The following is a 16434-nucleotide window of genomic DNA, read 5'->3' as shown; positions in this document are numbered from 1 at the left end:
GTTCCGTGTGGACACGGATTGTGACGCAGAATTCAGTCGGGTGGCACGAAAGCCCTGCGGAGCCGCCGGACCGGGGGTCGGGCTGCTCCGCAGGGTTTCACAATCCGGGCTTAACGGTCAGGACTGGCGGGCTCTCAGAACGTGAGGTTCCAGGAGTCGATGTAGCCGGTGTCGCCGCCGGCGTTGTCGTTGACGCGCAGCTTCCAGGTGCCGTTCGCGACCTCGGAGGAGGCGTTGACGGTGTACTGCTGGTTGATGTTGGCGGTGCTGCCGCCGGCGCGGTTGTGCAGGGTGTAGACGGAGCCGTCCGGGGCGATCAGGTCGACCTTCAGGTCACCGATGTAGCTGTGCTTGATGTCGACGCCCACCTTGAGGGTGGCCGGCGCGTTGCCGGTCACGCCGCTGACGGTGAGCGGGCTCTCCACGGTCGCGTTGTCGCTGATCGTGTAGTTGGCGGTGTTCTCGAGGGCCGGGGTGGTCGACGTCGAGGTCACGGCGTTGACGGTGGCGGTGGTGTCGGCGAGGCCGCTGCCGCAGCCGCCGGTGCAGGTGCCGGCCAGCGGGCGGGCGTTGGTCTTGATGGCCGTCTCGACCTGCGCCGGGGTCAGCGAGGGCTTGGCGGAGACCATGAGCGCGGCGAGGCCCGCGATGTGCGGGGCGGCCATGCTGGTGCCCTGGTAGGGCTCGTAGTTCTCGCCGCCCGGGGTGGTGGCGCCCGCGTTCAGCGTCGAGAGGATGCCGTTCTCGGGGGTGGTGATGGTGCCCGGCGTGTCGGTGGCGCGGCGGGTCTCACCGCCCGGGGCGGCGATGTCGACCTTCGCTCCGTAGTTGGAGTAGAAGGAGCGGTCGCCGGTGCGGTTGCTGGCGGCCACGGTGATGACGTTGTTGCAGCTGGCGGGCGAGAAGCCGGCCGCGTCCGCGTTGCTGTTGCCGGCGGCCACGACGACGGTGGTGCCGCGGGCGACGGCCGCGTTGATCGCGTTCTGGTAGCTGGTGGTGCAGGCGCCGGAGCCGCCGAGGCTCATGTTGATGACCTTGGCCGGGGTGGCGTTGGCCGGGACGCCCGCGACGTTGCCGCCGGAGGCCCAGGTGATGGCGTCGACGATGTCCGAGGTGGCGCCGCCGCACTTGCCGAGGACGCGGACGGGCTGGATCTTCGCGTTGTACGCGATGCCCGCGACGCCCTTGGAGTTGTTCGCGGCCGCGCCGATGGTGCCCGCGACGTGGGTGCCGTGCCAGGAGGAGTCGCTGGCCTTGGAGCCGACGCCGCACTCGCCGGCGCCGCTCCAGTCGCCCTGGTCGGCCGGGTTGTTGTCGCGGCCGTTGCCGTCGCGGGCGGCGGCGGAGTCGCTGATGAAGTCGTAGCCGGAGACGACGTTCGGGGCGACGTCGGAGTGCGCCACGTAGCCGGTGTCGATCACGGCGACGGTGACGCCGGAGCCGGTGGTCTTGCCCCAGGCCGCAGGAACGTTCATGCCGGCGGTGGGCTCGAAGAGGTCCCACTGCTTGGCGTAGTCGGTGTCGTTCGGCAGGGCCATCGCGTAGGCGCGGCTGTCCGGCTCGACGTAGGCGACGTCCGGGTCGCTGCGGAACTGGGCCATCAGGTCGGCCGCGTCCTTCGGGGCGGTGGCGCCGCCGAGGTTGACGAGCGCGGCACCGGTGCCGAGGCGGCGGTCGAACGTGGCCTTCTTGCCGGCCTTCTTGCTCTTGGCGGCGGCGTCGTCCGCGGCGGCCTCGTTGGAGCTGGCCTCGGAGGCGGTGGACTTGTAGCCGACGATCAGGTTCTCGACCGGCGCGGAAGCCGGGGCGGCGGGCGCGCCGGGGGCCGGGAGAGCGGCGGCGGACGGGGCCGGGGCGGGCTCCGCGCCGGGCAGGGCCACGGAGGCGGTGGCGGAGCCGGCCAGCAGGGTGACGGATATCGCCGCCACGGATATCAGCCTGCGTCGCGTTGAGTGCACGGTGTTCCCTTTCGCGGGCCGTTTCCGGGCAGGCCGGAGCGGCCGGGGTCGGGCTGTGTGGGAGGTTGTCCGGCGACTACGGGGCCGGGGCGGGCTGGTCAGTTCCGCTCCGGCCACCGCTGCTCGCCGCGTTGCCCCGGCCGCATCGGCGGGGCGGGGGCAACGGCGGTGCGGGCGATCGACCCTGCCGCACGGCTTCGCACCATGTGGGGTTGGGGCGGGGACCTTTCGGGGGAAGATCGCCGGTGGGCAGACAGTAGGCAACGCGGGGATGAACGCGATACGGGGAAAACCCTTGTCCACCCCCTGCCGACCCGCGCGTTCCCTAGTGTCCGGGGTGCAGCCTGCGGAAATAGGTCCAGCTGGTCTCGTTGGGCGCGGTCCATTCCTCCGGCGCGCGACCGTACTCGGGGTGGCGGTCGGCGATGTACGCCCGGGTCCGCTCGGGGACTTCGGCGTAGCCGCCGAGCTTGCGCCCGCGGCAGTGGAAGGTGAGCCCGCCCGGCCGCTGCCCCTGTTCCATCCAGGGCAGCCAGGGGGACATGCGCGTCCAGGACATGGCGCACGGGACGCTGGGGGCGTCGGTGGTGAGCACCGCCTCCGGGGCGAAGAACTGGAAGAGCTCCAGGGCGCGGTAGGTGTCGCCGGAGGAGTGGAGCGGGTAGTCGGCGACGGGCAGCGGCGAGGGGTAGGAGAGCGGGATCTCCAGGCTGAAGCAGACCTGGTCGCCGAGCCGGGTGAGCGGGATCGGGAACGGGCGCAGCTGCAGGTTCGCCGGGTCGTTCCAGACGTGGACGACCTGCTTCCCCTCCCATGTGTCGAGGATGTCCCGGGTGCCGGGGTCGAGGTAGAACGCGGCTTCCCTGGCGAGGAGCCGGTATCCGCCCGTCTCCTCGTCCGGCACCAGCCGCGTGACGTTGAGGCCCTCGAAGCCGAACAGGCGCCGGTAGGGCTCGTCCGGGGCCCAGGAGTGGACGTCCCCGGTCCAGTGGAAGACCACCTCGGCGCCGTCGAGGGAGGCGCGGGTGCGGGCGAAGGCGCGCAGAAGCTCAGCCGGTGTCATCCGCGTACTCTGCGCAGCCGTCCGCTGACCGGGCAAGAGGGCGCGGCGCCGAGGAGTGGCCGGTATGCGGATGGCAGGTTGACGCTGCGGCGGGCAGCGGCAACGGTGACCCGCATGAGTAAGAGGAACGAGCGCGGCCTGCTCACCCTGCTGGTCTGCCTGGTGCTGGGCCTCGGGCTGCTCGCCGCCGTGCTGGGGACGTCACACCTCGGCGGCCCCCGGCGCACGGCCGCGGAGGGCGCGCAGGGCGCGGGAGGCCCCGTGGACCTGCGGGAGGTGCCGCCCGGCCCCGCGGAGCCGCCGGCCGGGCCGGACGCCTCGACGGGCACGGTGACGGCGGACTGCGGGCGCAACGAGGAACGCCACTTCAACGAGGACAACCTCGTGGTCTCCCCCGGGCTGCACGGGGGCGCGCACCACACCCACTCCTACGTGGGAAACCTGTCCGCGGACGCGCGGTCGACGGACGCCTCGCTGGCCGCCGCCGCGACCAGCTGCCGCGGCGGCGACCGGTCCACCTACTACTGGCCGGTCCTGCGCCGCACGGACCGGCCGGGCACGCGCCCGTACGAGCGGACCGCGGGCCACGGCAACACGGGCGAGATCCTGGCGGAGGCCTCGGTGTCCGTGGAGTTCCACGGGAACCCGGCGAGCAAGGTCGTGCCGATGCCGCGCTTCCTGCGCGCGGTGACCGGCGACGCCGTGGCCGGCACCGCGCGCAGCGACGCCGACGTCCGGGCCCGGTGGGGGTGTTCCGGCCTCCCCGACCGGTCCACCACCCACTACCCGCGCTGCCCCGAGGGCGACCGCGTCACCCGTACGCTCGCCTTCCCCAGCTGCTGGAACGGGCTCGACGAGGACAGCCCGAACCACCGCTCGCACCTGGTCTTCCCCGCCGCCAACGGCGTGTGCCCGCAGAACACCTTCCCCGTGCCGCAGTTGCGCGTCCGGCTGGCGTACGACGTGGTGCCGGGGGCACCCCTCGCCATCGACTCCTTCCCCGAGCAGCGGCACAGCCCGCGGACGGACCACGCCATGTTCGTGAACGCGATGACGGACGCACAGATGGCCGCGGTCGTGGACTGCCTCAACGAGGGCCTCGCCTGCCGCACATGAGGGACCGTCGACTGTGGCGCAGCTCACATGAACCGCGTCCCGCCGTACCGCGTGTTCTGACCGCACGACTCGGCACGGAAGACGGAGAGAGGGTGCGATGGCCGGACCACTGTGGCCCCGTACGCGGCGGGGCTCGACCGACGAGGCCTTGATCAGGTCGGTCTACGAGGAGCACGGCCATGCGCTGCTGGCGTACGCCACCCGGCTGACCGGGGACCGGGCGACCGCCGAGGACGTCGTCCAGGAGACCCTCATCCGGGCCTGGCGGCACTCGGAGGCGCTGGTCAACGGAAAAGGCTCGGTGCGGGGCTGGCTGCTGACGGTCGCCCGCAACATCGTCACCGACCGCTACCGGGCCAAGGCGGCCCGACCGCAGGAGGTCTCCGGAGAGGCGGCCGCGCCGCCGGTCGAGGTGGACCACGCCGACTCGGTCGTGGACACCATGACCGTCCTCGGGGCGCTCGACCAGCTGTCCCCGGAACACCGGGACGTGCTGAAGGAGTTGTACTACCGGCAGCTGAGTGTGGCCGAGGCGGCCGACAGCCTCGGCATCCCAGCCGGTACGGTCAAATCACGCTCGCACTACGCACTCAAGGCATTGCGCGAGGTGTTCAGGCAAAACGGCGCCAAGGAGGGCAATCGAATGGGCAGGCCGCCCCAGCAGCCCGCCGGACTGCGGGAGGTGGTGGCATGAACCGGCAGCAATACGAGCACGAGGTGGAACTCCTCGGCCCGTACGTTCTCGGAGTCCTGGACGGGGAAGACGTCCGCCGGGTCGAGGCGCACGTGCGCGGCTGCGTGCGCTGCCGGGAGGAGGTGGCCGCATTGCGTGAGATGGAAGCGGCGCTCGGCGAGGTGCCCCCCGAGGCGTTCCTCGACGGCCCGCCGCAGGGCGGCGACCTGATGCTGCAGCGGACGCTGCGGCAGGTCCGCGGGGAGGCCTCCGCCGACCGGCGCCGCCGGCTCGGCCTCGCCGGCCTGGCCGCGGCGGCCTCACTGGCCGCGGTGTTCTGGGCCGGGGCCCAGCTGGGCGGTGGTGACGGCCGAGCCGTCGCCCAGCCGCCCGGGCCGGGCACGGGAATCACGGCGGCGCCGTCCCCGCCGCCGGCCGGGACCAGGGTGGCCTCCGCGACCGACGCGGGCACCGGGGCGCGGATGACCGTACAGGTCACCCCGGCCGCGAAGTGGGTGCGCGTACACGCGGCCGTGACGGGGGTGCCGCCCGGCGAGCGGTGCCGGCTGGTCGTGGTGTCGCGTGACGGCAAGAAGAGCACCGCCGGCAGCTGGGTCGTGGGCAGCCAGGCGGGCGGCGAGGCGAAGGGGGCCGCGCTGGACGGCTCGGCGTGGGTGGATCCCGCGGACGTCCGCGAGGTGCTGGTCGAGAACGAGGCGGGCAAGACGTTCGTCTCCGTGCCGGTGCCTGCGGCCGTCTGACCCGACGTCGCCCTTCTTCGGGGGAGCCCGGCCCGCCAGTGATGGCGGGCCGGGCTCCCCCGTCTTTGGGGGGGTGTGCGGGGTGTGCGGGTCGTGCGGGTGCGGGTCCGCCGTGGCTGGTCGCGCAGTTCCCCGCGCCCCTGGCGGGGTATCCCCCGGACCGCGCTGGGTTCGGGAGCCGGAGCCCCGACGGCGTGCGGGTCCGCTGTGGTCGGGCGCGCAGTTCCCCGCGCCGCTGGCGGGGTATCCGCTGGATTCGGGAGCCGGAGCCCCGACGGCGTGCAGGTCCCGGTCCCCCGCGAGCCTGGGGGCCGAAATGTGCACATACCGCGGACCGGACCGATCATCACATTGCGGTCCATGACATCCTGTGACGTCACAGCTCGCCGGACGTAATCGGCGGACGTCCGGCGACAACAGGGTGGGGAAGGTCCATGAGGCTCTGCTTCCTGGTGGAGGAGCACTACCGCCACGACGGCATGCCCAACGAGGTGATCCGGCAGCTCACCGCCTGGGGACACCGGGTGGACGTACTGCGGCCCGGCGGCTCGCTGCTGCGCATGACCGAGCTGATGGACGCCGGCACGCACGACGCGTGGGTGCTCAAGACCGTGTCCGGCGGACCCGGCCTCACCCTGCTGGAGGCCGCCGCCGCGGCCGGGGCCACCACCGTCAACGACGCCCGGTCGATCCGCGGCGTACGGGACAAGGCGCTGGCCGCCGCCATCGGCCGCACCGGGGGCCTGCCGATGCCGCAGACGTACGCGGTGGCCCGGCCGGACCTGCTGCGGGAGATACCCGCGGCGCAGTACCCGCTGGTCGTCAAGCCCGCGGACGGCAGCTCCGGCCGCGGAGTGCACCTGGTGCCCTCGCCGGATCGGCTGGAGGCGCTGCTGCCCGCGCTCGCGGCCGAGGGCATGCTGATCGCCCAGCCGTACGTGCCCAATGCGGGCACCGACGTGAAGGTGTACGCGGTCGGCGGCGAGCTGTTCGCGACGGAGCGCTGCTCCCCGCTGCACCCGGACCCGGCCGTCCGGGAGCGGCGGATCCCGCTGTCCGCGGAGGTGGCGGCGATCGCCGCGCAGGTCGGCGCGGTCTACGGGCTGGACCTGTACGGGGTGGACGTGCTGCTCGGCCCCGACGGGCCGGTGGTGGTCGACGTGAACGACTTCCCGAGCTTCCGCCAGGTCCCCGACGCGGCGGCCCGGGTGGCCCGGGCGGTGCTCGGCCTGGCATCGCGGACGGGCGGTGCGGCAGCCGACCCCGCCCCGTCGGTGTGCCGTCCGCGGCCGCGGGCGGTGCCCGTGCCGATTCCCGTGCAGGCCGTGCGGGCGGGCGAGGCCGCGCTGTGAGGATCTGCCTGATCACGCCGGACCCGGACCATCCGCTGCTGGCCGCCGCGGCCGGGCTGCTCCGCGCCGCCGGACACCGGGTGGAACCGCTGGATCCGGGGACGGCGGCCGGGCCCCCGGCCCCGCCCCTGGCCCCGCCCCTGGCCCCGCCCCTGGCCGACGTGTACCTGCTGAAGGCGCGGACGCCGCAGGCCCTCGCCCTGGCGCGGGAGCTGGAGCGGCAGGGCGCGCCGGTGGTCAACACGGCGGCGGCGACGACGCTCTGCCAGGACCGTACGGCGATGGCGGAGCTGGCCGTACGGGCCGGGCTGCCGTTCGCGGCGACCCGTACCCATGACTCCCTCGGGGCCTGGGCGGCCTCGGGCGACCCGGTGCCGGACGGGCCCGTGGTGGTCAAGAGCCGGCACAGCCGCCGCCACGACCTGGTGGCCCGGGCCGACGACGCGGCCCGGCTGCGGGAGCTGGCCGCGCAGTGGCCGCAGGAGCCGGTCGTGGTCCAGGACTTCGCGCCGAACAACGGCTGGGACCACAAGCTGTGGGCCGTCGGCGGGCGGGTCTTCGCCGCCCTGCGCCGCTCGGAGCTCGCACCGGAGGGCCGCGGCCCGACGCTGCCGCTCGCCCTCGGCGAACTGCCCGCCGGGTGGGAGCAGCTGGTGCTGCGGGTGGGCGAGGTGTTCGCGCTCGACGTGTACGGCGTGGACGTCATCGACACCGGGGGCGGTGTGCCGCTGGTCGTGGACGTGAACGCCTTCCCCGGCATCCGCGGCCAGGCCGGCGCCCCCGAGGCCCTCGCCCGCCTGGCCCTCGCCCGCGCCACGACCCGCCACGGCTGAGCCCCACGGGCCGTCTCGGCCGCAGCCGCCGATTCGGTGGCGGCGGGGCGTGTCGGTGGGGTGGGGCGGGGCGGGGAGCCGAGGATCGGCGGATGGGCGTCGTACTGCCGGTCCTCTTCGCGCTGTTCGCGGCGCTCAGCAACGCGCTGGCCACCGTGCTGCAGCGGCGGGCGGCGCTGACGGTGCCGCAGAGCCAGGGGTTCCGGCCGGGGCTGATCCTCGACCTGCTGCGGCGGCCGGTGTGGGTCGCCGGGATCCTGGCCGTGATCGCGGCCGGGGCCGGGCAGGCCGCGGCGCTCGCCACGGGCGCGCTGGCGCTCGTACAGCCGCTGTTCGTGCTGGAGCTGCCGTTCGCGCTGCTGATCGCCTCGCTGGTGGTGCGGGGGCGCCTGCCGGGGGCGCTGTGGGCGGCCGTGGCCGCCGTGGTGGCCGGGCTCGGGCTGGCGCTGGCCGCGGCCGCGCCGACGGGGAACCTCACGCACGTCCCGCTCGACCGGTGGCTGCCCGCCCTCGCCGTGTGCGCGGGGGCCGCGCCGGCCCTGGCGCTCGCCGGGCTGCGCCGACCGGCGGGGCGGGCCCGGGCGGGCTGCCTGGGCGCGGCCACGGCCGTCTGCTACGCGCTCACCGCCGCCCTGATGAAGGACTCGGTCCCGCTCCTCGCGGAGGGCGGGATCGGCGCGTTCCTGACCGCCTGGCAGACGTACGCCTTCGCGGTGAGCGGCATCTGCGCGCTGCTGCTGCTCGAACACGCCATGCAGGGCGGGCCGCTGGTCGCCTCGCAGCCCGCGCTGACGCTGGGCGACGCCACGTTCAGCATCGCGCTGGGGGTTGTCCTGTACGACGAGCACCTGCGGTCCGGGTGGTGGCTCCTCCCCCAGCTGCTGGGCATCGCCCTGATCTGCGCGGGCGTCCTCGCGCTGGCCCGGGCCGGCGCGGGCGGGCCCTGACCGGTGCGCTCCCCCGCGGGCCGAAACCGGTAGCGTGCGCGGGAGTCGAGCAGTGGGCGGGTGCGATGCGCGCGGTGGTGTTCGAGCGGTACGGGCGGCCGGCCGAGGTCCGGGAGGTGCCGGATCCGAGTCCGTCCCCGGGCGGGGTGGTGGTGCGCGTCGAGGCGACCGGGCTGTGCCGCAGCGACTGGCACGGGGGGATGGGGCACGATCCGGACACCGTGCTGCCGCACGTGCCGGGGCACGGACTCGCCGGCGTGGTCGAGGCCGTGGGCTCCGGGGTCACCGGCTGGCGGGCCGGGGACCGGGTGACGGTGCCGTTCGTGTGCGCCTGCGGGAGCTGCGCCGACTGCGCGGCGGGCGATCAGCAGGTGTGCACCCTACAGACGCAGCCGGGGTTCAAGCACTGGGGATCGTTCGCCGCCGCCGGCGGCGCTCGCGGCGATGGGGTCGGCGCCGGGGCGCGGGGTGACGATCATCCGGCCGGGGGCGTCCGCCGCGTCCTGAGCTACGATCTGGCCCGCGATCCGATCGCATCGATCGGACGAACGACCGTTTCCCTGGGGGTGGGTGGTGGGTGTGACGTCCCGCAGTACTGCCGCGGCGCGCGCCGTGACCGGCGTACTGGTGGCCGGGCTGCTGGTCGGCGGCTGCTCCGGCGGTCCGGGCAAGGATCCGGCCGCGCCGTCCGCCCCCGCCTCGCCGACGGCGACCGCACCGGGCCCGGCGTCGTCGCCCACCCCGTCGGCGGCGCCGACACCGGCCGGCGTACCCGACCCGACGGAAACCCCCGGTGCGCGGCCCAGGACGAGCACCCGTCCGGTGACCCCGGAGATCCCGCAGAACCCCGACCGGGGCACCGACCCGCCGCCGGCGCCGAAGCACACGCCGGTCCCGGACCGGACGCCGCCCCCGTTCGACCCGGGCGGCACGTATACGGTCCCGCCGCTCCCGAGGTAGCCCGGCCCGCTCCCCCGCTCCCCCGGTCAGGCGCCGGCGGCCGGCGGCCCGGCAGGAGCGTCGGATGCGCCGGGAGCGGCAGGTGTGCCGGATGCGGCCGGAGCCTCAGCCCGGCGGCGCCGGAGCCAGACGAAGGCCCCGGCGCCCACCGCCACGAGCACCGCGCCCAGGGCCAGCATCCAGGCCGGGAATCCGCCGACCACGAGCAGCTCGTCGTGGTAGACGGTCCGCCGGTACGGGGTGTCGGATGGGGCGGCGCGCAGTTCGTGGTCGCCCGAGATGCGTCCGGGCTCCGGGAACTCCTGGTCGATCGCGGTGAGGAAGGTCTCGCGGCCGCCGGTGAGGGGGGCGAGTTCGTCCGTCCCGGCGACCTTGCCCGCGAAGGTGACCTTCGGTGCGGAGCCGCCGATCAGGGAGACGGGCTCCATCCGGTGGTCGGCCAGCACGTACAGGCCCAGCGACTGGGGGGTCTTCGCCATCCGGGACAGCCGCATCGGGTAGACGAGCCGCTCGCTGTCGAAGCGGATCCGCAGCGGGTCGAGGGTGCCGTACAGGACTCTGCCCTGCTTCCGGGGGGCGAGGCGTACCGCGACGTACTCCCACTTCTGGTCCACGTACGGCTTGACCTCGGTGGCCAGGGTGTCGGGCATCGTGAACCCGTTGGACTCCAGCCACTGCCGCAGCGCGTCCGGGTCGGTGGCGGTCAGGCGCGCGACGTCGAAGTCGCCGAGCTGTTCGCGGCCGACGACGCCGACGGAGGCGTCACCGCCGGCGGCCGGAGCCTCCGCGGCGGCCCTGTCGCCGCCGGTGGAGAACGGCCAGTCGCCGGAGCGGGGGAAGAAGTAGTGCCGGGCCTTGTGCTCGGGCCGGGTCAGCCAGGTGAGCTTGCGGAAGAGGTCCGCGTCGCCGAGCTCCACCGACGCCCGCGTCGGCACCGGCATGATCCAGGCCGCCCGACGGGCGTTCCCGGCGACCGTGAACCGCATCACGATCTCCTCGGTCCGGCCGTCCCAGCGCACGGCGGAGGTCTCGCGCGAGACGCCGATCCTGGACGTGCCGTCGGGGACCATCGCCCCGCAGCCGCACGCGTACGCGGGGCTGATCAGCGAGCCCAGCTGGGTCGCGAGGAGGAGCAGGAGCAGTGCTGCGATTCGGTTTCTCATCCACACGCGGTCTCAGACGACCGGCCGTGTGATCCGGTTCCGGCCGTGTGTACGTCTCGCGCACCCCTCCCGTACGCCCTCGCCGGGCGTATGGGACGGCACTGCACGGGGGCCCCTGTCCCGCGCGCCGGGAGCATCCCCATACTGCTCCCATGAGAGGGAAGGAAGACAAGCCGCGCAGCAGCCCGCTGGTGCCGGATCTGGTCATCGCGGAGATTGCCCGGCACGACTGGGAATCGATCGTGTGCGGCTGCGGGCGCAGTGCCGGACATCTGGTGGACCAGCTGTGGGACGCGGCGGAAGGACATCCGTCGGCCTATCGCGCGCTGGAGGGCCATGCCTTCCAGGCGGGGCAGCTGCGGCCGCCCGCCCCGGCGGTGTGCGGGGTGCTGATGGCCGTGTGGTCGGCGGGCCCGCCGCGGCTGGCGACGCGGGAGGCCCTGCTGTGGACCCTGCTGGCGCTGGCGAGCACGGAGGACGACGGGTCCCCGTACGAGGCCGGGCTGTACGGGCAGTGCGCGGCGTACATCCGGACGAACGTCGGCTCGCTGCGCCTGGAGGCGGTGACCCGCCCGGACACGGTGTCGGCGGCCTATGTGGACGGCATCCTCGAACTCCTGGGCCTGGCCGCCTGACGCCCTGAACGCCCCGGCCGGCCGGGGCGCCCAGGGTCGCCCGTGTCCCCGGCCGCCCACCCGGAGGACGGCCTGGTGGCCGGGCGGCCGGGGGACGGGTTCCCGGAGCCGGGGGCGTTCGGGCCGTCAGGTCATCAGGCGGCGCGCGCGGAGGACGTCCAGGGTGACGTCCTCCAGGGAGCGGGCGAACGACCGTGCCGGGGAGGCGGCGACGTCCAGCAGGGAGGGGACGACCAGGACTCCGCACCCGGCCGCCTCGGCCGAGGCGGCCCCGTCCGGGGAGTCCTCCACGGCGACGCAGGCCCGCGGTGCGGCGCCCAGCCGGGCGGCGGCCGCCCGGTAGGGCTCCGGGTGGGGCTTGGTCCGCGGGGTGTCGTCGGCGGACAGCGTGAACGCGAACGGGACGCCGGCCAGCGCGCCCCCGACGACCGAGTCGACGACCGGCCGCGGGGAGGCGCTGACCAGGGCGAAGGGGATCCCTTCCGCGGCGAGTTCGGTCAGCAGCCGCTCGGCTCCGGGCCGCAGCGGCGCTCCGGCCGCGACGCGGCGGAAGAACTCCTCGGCCAGGTCGGCGGCGACCCGGTCGGGGTCTCCTCCGCCGCTCGCGCGGACCAGGTGGGCCGCGGTGTCCGGGACCGCCCGGCCGACGACCTCGGGCGCGTCGGCGTCGGTCAGGGCGTGGCCCAGGCCGGCGGCGACCTCCGCGGTGACGTCCCACCACAGGACCTCGGTGTCGACGAGGGTGCCGTCCATGTCGAACAGGACGGCGGCGAGGGTGCTCATGCGGCCGCCCGGGCGACGACCAGGACGGGCCGCTCGACGAGGCCGACGGAGGCCCGCGCTCCCGGAACCAGCTCGCCCGCGTCGCGCGACGGCAGGTCGGCCTTGACCGGGGCGGCGCCGGGCAGGTCGAGGTGGAGCCGGGTCACGGCTCCGAAGAAGGAGGCGGAGACCACGGTGGCGGTGCCGTCCGGGTCGGCGGTGACGGTGACGTTCTCGGGCCGCACCAGCACCTCGACCTCCCGGGTGCCGTCCGGGGCCGGGCCGTCGACGGGCAGCCGGGAGCCGGCGACCTCCACCAGCCCGGAGTGGGCGATCCGGCCGGGCAGCCGGTTCATGGTGCCGACGAACTCGGCGACGAACGGGGTGGCGGGCCGCTCGTACAGCTCGGCGGGGGCCGCGCACTGCTCCAGCCGCCCGGCGTTGAGGACGGCGACGCGGTCGGCCATCGACAGCGCCTCCTCCTGGTCGTGGGTGACGAACACGGTGGTGATGCCGAGGGAGAGCTGGAGCCGGCGGATCTCGTCGCGCAGGGTGGCGCGGACCTTGGCGTCGAGGGCGGACAGCGGCTCGTCGAGCAGCAGTACGCGCGGGCGCAGCGCCAGGGCGCGGGCGAGGGCGACGCGCTGCTGCTGGCCGCCGGACATCTGGTGCGGGTAGCGGTCGCCGTGGTCGGGCAGGCCGACGAGGTCGAGGAGTTCGGCGGCGCGCTCGCGGCGCTCGGCTGCGCCGGCCTTGCGGACGCGCAGGCCGAAGGCGACGTTGTCGCGGGCGTTGAGGTTGGGGAAGAGGCTGTACGACTGGAAGACCATGCCGGCGTCGCGGCGGTTGGCCGGGACGCGGGTGATGTCCCGGCCGTCGATCAGGACCTCGCCCGAGTCGGGCTGCTCGAAGCCGGCGACCACGCGCAGGGCGGTGGTCTTGCCGCAGCCCGACGGGCCGAGCAGGGCCAGGAGTTCGCCGGGCTCGACGGTGAGGTCGAGCCCGTCGAGGGCGGTGGTGGAGCCGAACGCCCGCCGCAGGCCGCGGAATTCGACGCGCGCGCCCGCGGTGCCCGAGCCGTCCGCGCCGGCCCCGGCGGCCCCGGTGGCTGCGGCGGGCCCGGTGGCTGCGGCGGGCCCGGTGGCTGCGGTGGCCGCCGGCTCGTCGGGCTTCCTGGCCGGGGGGAGGGTGGTGGACATGTGGGTCAGGACTCCTTGGGGGAGGTGGCGAGGGCGGGGGAAGGCGGCCGGGACCACACCCGGGGGCGGGTGCGGGGCTTGGCGGACGCCGCGGGGGTGTCGGTCCCGGCCCGCGAGAGGGCGAGCAGCAGCAGCCAGGTGACGAGGAGGCTGAGGATGGAGACGGCGACCGACATCCGGGCCTGGGATCCGGAGATGGACACGATCCACACGGCGAAGGGGCGGAAGCCGAGGAGGGACGCGATGGTGAACTCGCCCAGCACGAGGGCCAGGGTGAGGAAGGCGGCGCCGGCGAGGGAGGTCCGCAGGTTCGGCAGCAGCACCCGCAGGACGACGTGCGGCCAGCTCGCCCCGCAGCTGCGGGCGGCCTCGACCAGCGTGGGCACGTCGACGGCGCGCAGGCCGGCGTCGAGCGAGCGGTGGACGAACGGCAGGGCCAGCACCGTGTAGGCAAGGACGAGGACGAACGGGAACGACGGGTTCTGCACGGCGATGAAGGTCTGGTACAGCGGGGTCCGCGACAGGTGCTCGGGGCCCCAGCGCAGCACCGTGGTGATGCCGGTGACCAGGGCGATCGGCGGGACCACCAGCGGCAGCGTGCAGACGACCTCGACGACGGGCCGCAGCTTCGGGGAGCCGATGCGTACGGCGATCAGCGCGGGCACGGCGAGCAGCAGCGACAGCGCGATGGTCGCGGCGGCCAGGCCGAGGGAGAGCAGCAGGCTCTCGGTGAAGCCCTCGGCGGAGAGCAGCCGGGTGTACGCCTCGAAGTCGATGCCCCGGCCGGGCACGTGCACGGTGAACACGAACGAGGCCAGCAGCGGGAGGAGGAAGTACGCGCCCGCGAGGACGAGCACGGCTCCGCGCCGGATGCGGGGTTTCATCGCAGCCATCGGGCGCTCCGTCGCTGAAGGGGCAGGTGGATCGCCATGACGAGGGCGGCGATGAGGATCATGTCGAGGCCGAGGGCGAGCGCCACGTTCTCCTGGCCGGTCAGGACGTTGCCGGACAGCGCGTCGGCGATCTTGAGGGTGACCAGCGGTACGGAGCCGCCGACGAGCGCGGCGGCCGTGGCGTGCGCGGCGAAGGCGGTGCCGAAGAGCAGCACGAACCCGCCGAGGAGGGAGGGCGCGAGCACGGGCAGGCCGACGTGCCGCCAGAACTGCCGGGTGGTGGCCCCGTTGTTGCGGGCGGCCTCGCGCCACTGCGGGCGCAGGCCGTCCAGCGCCGGTACGGTCACCAGCACCATCAGCGGGATCAGGAAGTACAGGTAGACCACGGTCAGGCCGGTGAAGGAGTACAGGTCCCAGCCGAGCGCGGTGAGGTCGGCGAGCTGGGTGACCACCCCGGAGATGCCGACGGTGGCGATGAACGCGAACGCGAGGGGCACGCCGCCGAAGTTGGCGAGGACGCCGGAGGCGGTCAGTGCCACACTGCGCAGGGCGCGCGAGCTGGAGGTGACCACAGCCTGGGCGATCAGGACCCCGAACAGCGAGCCGAGCAGCGCGGTCAGGGCGGAGAGCTGGACGCTGCCGGTGAGGGAGCCGAGGTAGGGGCCCTGGAGGGAGCGGGCGAGGTGCTCTCCGGTGAGGCGGGTGGCGCCGGTGGCCGGGTCGGTGCCGGTGACGGCGCCGAAGGCGATCGCGCCCATTGGGAGGCCGAAGCAGATCCCGGTGAAGGCGAGGAGCGGGAGGGCGGCGAGCCAGGTGCGGGGGCCGCGCCGCCGGCGGCGCGCGGTGCTGCCGCCGGCGGTCGTCCGCTCCGGGTGGGAGGCGGTGGTGGGAGCGGGCATCAGGAGAGGGCCTTGTCCCACTTCTCGGCGAGGGCGGCCTTGGCCTTGTCCAGTTCCTCGGAGGCCGGGAAGGACGGGGTGCCCTGGGTCTGCGGGAGCTTGGCGGCGGCGTCCTTGTCGGCGGTGCCGTCCTGGGTCATGGCGGGGAGCAGGACCGGGCGGGCGTGGCCCTTCAGCCACAGGTTCTGCCCCTCGGTGCTGTAGAGGAACTCCATCCACAGGCGGGCGGCCGCCGGGTTCGGGGCCTCCTTGTTGATGGCCTGCGAGTAGAACTGGGCGTAGACGCCGTCGGAGGGGACGACGACCTTCCAGTCGACGCCCTTGCCCTTGAACTGCTCGGCGTAGCCGGCGTTGAGGTAGTCCCAGTCGATGGAGATGGGCGTCTCGCCCTTCTCGACGGTGGCCGGGGTGGACTCGACGGGGATGAAGTTGCCGCTCTTGCGGAGCTGCCCGAAGAAGTCGATGCCGGGCTGGATGTCGGCGAAGGAGCCCTTGTTGGCGAGAGCGGCCGCGTAGACGCCGCCGAAGGCCGAACCGGACTTGGTGGGGTTGCCGTTGAGGGCGACCTTGCCCTTGTACTCGGGCTTGAGGAGGTCGGCGAAGGTCTGCGGGCAGGCGGCGATCTTCGCGGCGTCGCAGCCGATGGAGACGTAGCCGCCGTAGTCGTTGTACCAGCGGCCGTCGGCGTCCTTCTGGCCGGCGGGGATCTTGTCCCAGGCGGTGACCTTGTACGGGGCGAACAGGTTCTCGGCGGCGCCGCTGCGGGCGAAGGCGATGCCGAGGTCGAGGACGTCGGGGGCGCGCTTCTGGCCCTTGCGGGACTTGACGGCGGCGATCTCGTCGGAGCTGGAGGCGTCCGGGTTCTCGCTGTTGACCTTGATCTTGTACTTGGCCTCGAAGGCCTTGACGATCTCGCCGTAGTTGGCCCAGTCCGGCGGCAGCGCGATGACGTTGAGCTGCCCCTCCTTCTGCGCGGCCGCGACGAGGGCTTCCATGCCCCCGAGGTCGGCGGCCGAGGCGGCGGCGCCCGGCTGGACCTTGGTCTTGCCGTCGGCAGAGGCGCCGGCGGTCTGGTCGGGGGCGGCACCGCACGCGGCGAGCGTGGTCAGCGTGGCGGCGGTGAGCAGGACGGCGGCACCGCGGCGGACGGCTGCGGAGGAACTGAGCACGGTCTCTCCTGGAGACTGAGGCCTGGACACTGAGGCCTGGACGGGGTCCAC

16 protein-coding genes and 1 pseudogene are annotated in these 16434 nt (G+C 74.4%); 9 read left to right on the top strand and 8 right to left on the bottom strand.

Annotated elements, in window-relative coordinates; translation table 11 throughout:
* Window positions 1-134: 134 nt before the first annotated feature.
* The gene (locus tag ACIQUT_RS10550) at window positions 135-1928 is read right to left on the bottom strand and encodes a S8 family peptidase (RefSeq protein ID WP_403561529.1); all 1794 of its coding nucleotides are present in this window, start codon (window positions 1926-1928) and stop codon (window positions 135-137) included.
* 355 nt (window positions 1929-2283) lie between these two features.
* Window positions 2284-3021, bottom strand: a complete 738-nt coding sequence (locus ACIQUT_RS10545; protein ID WP_403561528.1) for a DUF1838 family protein — start codon at window positions 3019-3021, stop codon at window positions 2284-2286.
* A 114-nt stretch (window positions 3022-3135) separates the two neighbouring features.
* Between ACIQUT_RS10545 and ACIQUT_RS10540 the strand changes: the two genes are divergently transcribed.
* The 8 genes and pseudogenes from ACIQUT_RS10540 to ACIQUT_RS10505 all read left to right on the top strand — a co-directional run bounded on the left by ACIQUT_RS10540 (window position 3136) and on the right by ACIQUT_RS10505 (window position 9663).
* On the top strand, window positions 3136-4137 hold the full coding sequence (locus ACIQUT_RS10540) for a DUF1996 domain-containing protein (protein WP_403561526.1): 1002 nt from the start codon (window positions 3136-3138) through the stop codon (window positions 4135-4137).
* Window positions 4138-4234: 97 nt separating this feature from the next.
* Entirely contained in the window at window positions 4235-4831 is a 597-nt protein-coding gene (locus tag ACIQUT_RS10535; protein ID WP_403561524.1) for a sigma-70 family RNA polymerase sigma factor, read from the top strand.
* Window positions 4828-5571, top strand: a complete 744-nt coding sequence (locus tag ACIQUT_RS10530; protein WP_403561522.1) for a zf-HC2 domain-containing protein — start codon at window positions 4828-4830, stop codon at window positions 5569-5571. The genes ACIQUT_RS10535 and ACIQUT_RS10530 overlap by 4 nt, the downstream gene beginning before the upstream one ends.
* Window positions 5572-6005: 434 nt before the next feature.
* A complete protein-coding gene (locus ACIQUT_RS10525) occupies window positions 6006-6923 on the top strand; it encodes a RimK family alpha-L-glutamate ligase (protein WP_403561520.1) in 918 nt (305 codons plus the stop codon).
* Entirely contained in the window at window positions 6920-7756 is an 837-nt protein-coding gene (locus tag ACIQUT_RS10520; protein WP_403561518.1) for a RimK family alpha-L-glutamate ligase, read from the top strand. The genes ACIQUT_RS10525 and ACIQUT_RS10520 overlap by 4 nt, the downstream gene beginning before the upstream one ends.
* 92 nt (window positions 7757-7848) lie before the next feature.
* Window positions 7849-8703 (top strand): DMT family transporter, encoded by an 855-nt coding sequence (locus ACIQUT_RS10515; protein WP_403561516.1) that lies wholly within the window; start codon window positions 7849-7851, stop codon window positions 8701-8703.
* 65 nt (window positions 8704-8768) lie between these two features.
* Window positions 8769-9125 (top strand): annotated as a pseudogene (locus ACIQUT_RS10510) (alcohol dehydrogenase catalytic domain-containing protein); the annotation flags it as partial.
* A 157-nt stretch (window positions 9126-9282) separates the two neighbouring features.
* Window positions 9283-9663: a hypothetical protein gene (locus ACIQUT_RS10505; protein WP_403561514.1), complete on the top strand. Its 381-nt coding sequence runs from the start codon at window positions 9283-9285 to the stop codon at window positions 9661-9663.
* Between the two features lie 26 nt (window positions 9664-9689).
* Here ACIQUT_RS10505 and ACIQUT_RS10500 read toward each other — a convergent pair whose 3' ends face one another.
* Window positions 9690-10826 carry a DUF2330 domain-containing protein gene (locus ACIQUT_RS10500; protein ID WP_403561512.1) on the bottom strand — a complete coding sequence of 379 codons (1137 nt, stop codon included), beginning with the start codon at window positions 10824-10826 and terminating at the stop codon, window positions 9690-9692.
* A gap of 152 nt (window positions 10827-10978) precedes the next feature.
* Here ACIQUT_RS10500 and ACIQUT_RS10495 point away from each other — a divergent pair, with 152 nt between their 5' ends.
* A complete protein-coding gene (locus ACIQUT_RS10495; protein WP_403561508.1) occupies window positions 10979-11461 on the top strand; it encodes a hypothetical protein in 483 nt (160 codons plus the stop codon).
* 126 nt (window positions 11462-11587) lie between these two features.
* Here the strand turns inward: ACIQUT_RS10495 and ACIQUT_RS10490 are convergent, their stop codons facing one another.
* From ACIQUT_RS10490 to ACIQUT_RS10470, 5 genes are read right to left on the bottom strand one after another with little or no spacing between them, the layout of a single operon-like run.
* On the bottom strand, window positions 11588-12244 hold the full coding sequence (locus ACIQUT_RS10490; RefSeq protein ID WP_403561506.1) for an HAD family hydrolase: 657 nt from the start codon (window positions 12242-12244) through the stop codon (window positions 11588-11590).
* Entirely contained in the window at window positions 12241-13422 is a 1182-nt protein-coding gene (locus ACIQUT_RS10485; RefSeq protein WP_403561504.1) for an ABC transporter ATP-binding protein, read from the bottom strand. Before ACIQUT_RS10485 ends, ACIQUT_RS10490 begins: the two co-directional genes overlap by 4 nt.
* A 5-nt stretch (window positions 13423-13427) precedes the next feature.
* Window positions 13428-14315 carry an ABC transporter permease gene (locus ACIQUT_RS10480; RefSeq protein ID WP_403561502.1) on the bottom strand — a complete coding sequence of 296 codons (888 nt, stop codon included), beginning with the start codon at window positions 14313-14315 and terminating at the stop codon, window positions 13428-13430.
* Window positions 14303-15214: an ABC transporter permease gene (locus ACIQUT_RS10475; protein WP_403561500.1), complete on the bottom strand. Its 912-nt coding sequence runs from the start codon at window positions 15212-15214 to the stop codon at window positions 14303-14305. The genes ACIQUT_RS10480 and ACIQUT_RS10475 overlap by 13 nt, the downstream gene beginning before the upstream one ends.
* Complete coding sequence (locus ACIQUT_RS10470) at window positions 15214-16383, bottom strand: ABC transporter substrate-binding protein (protein ID WP_403561498.1); 1170 nt, start codon at window positions 16381-16383, stop codon at window positions 15214-15216. Before ACIQUT_RS10470 ends, ACIQUT_RS10475 begins: the two co-directional genes overlap by 1 nt.
* Between the last annotated feature and the right edge of the window lie 51 nt (window positions 16384-16434).

The organism is Streptomyces sp. NPDC090445, from assembly GCF_044769385.1.
GTDB lineage: Bacteria > Actinomycetota > Actinomycetes > Streptomycetales > Streptomycetaceae > Streptomyces.
Note: the sequence above shows the minus strand (reverse complement) of the source record. Positions and strands in the feature narration are given on the sequence as shown.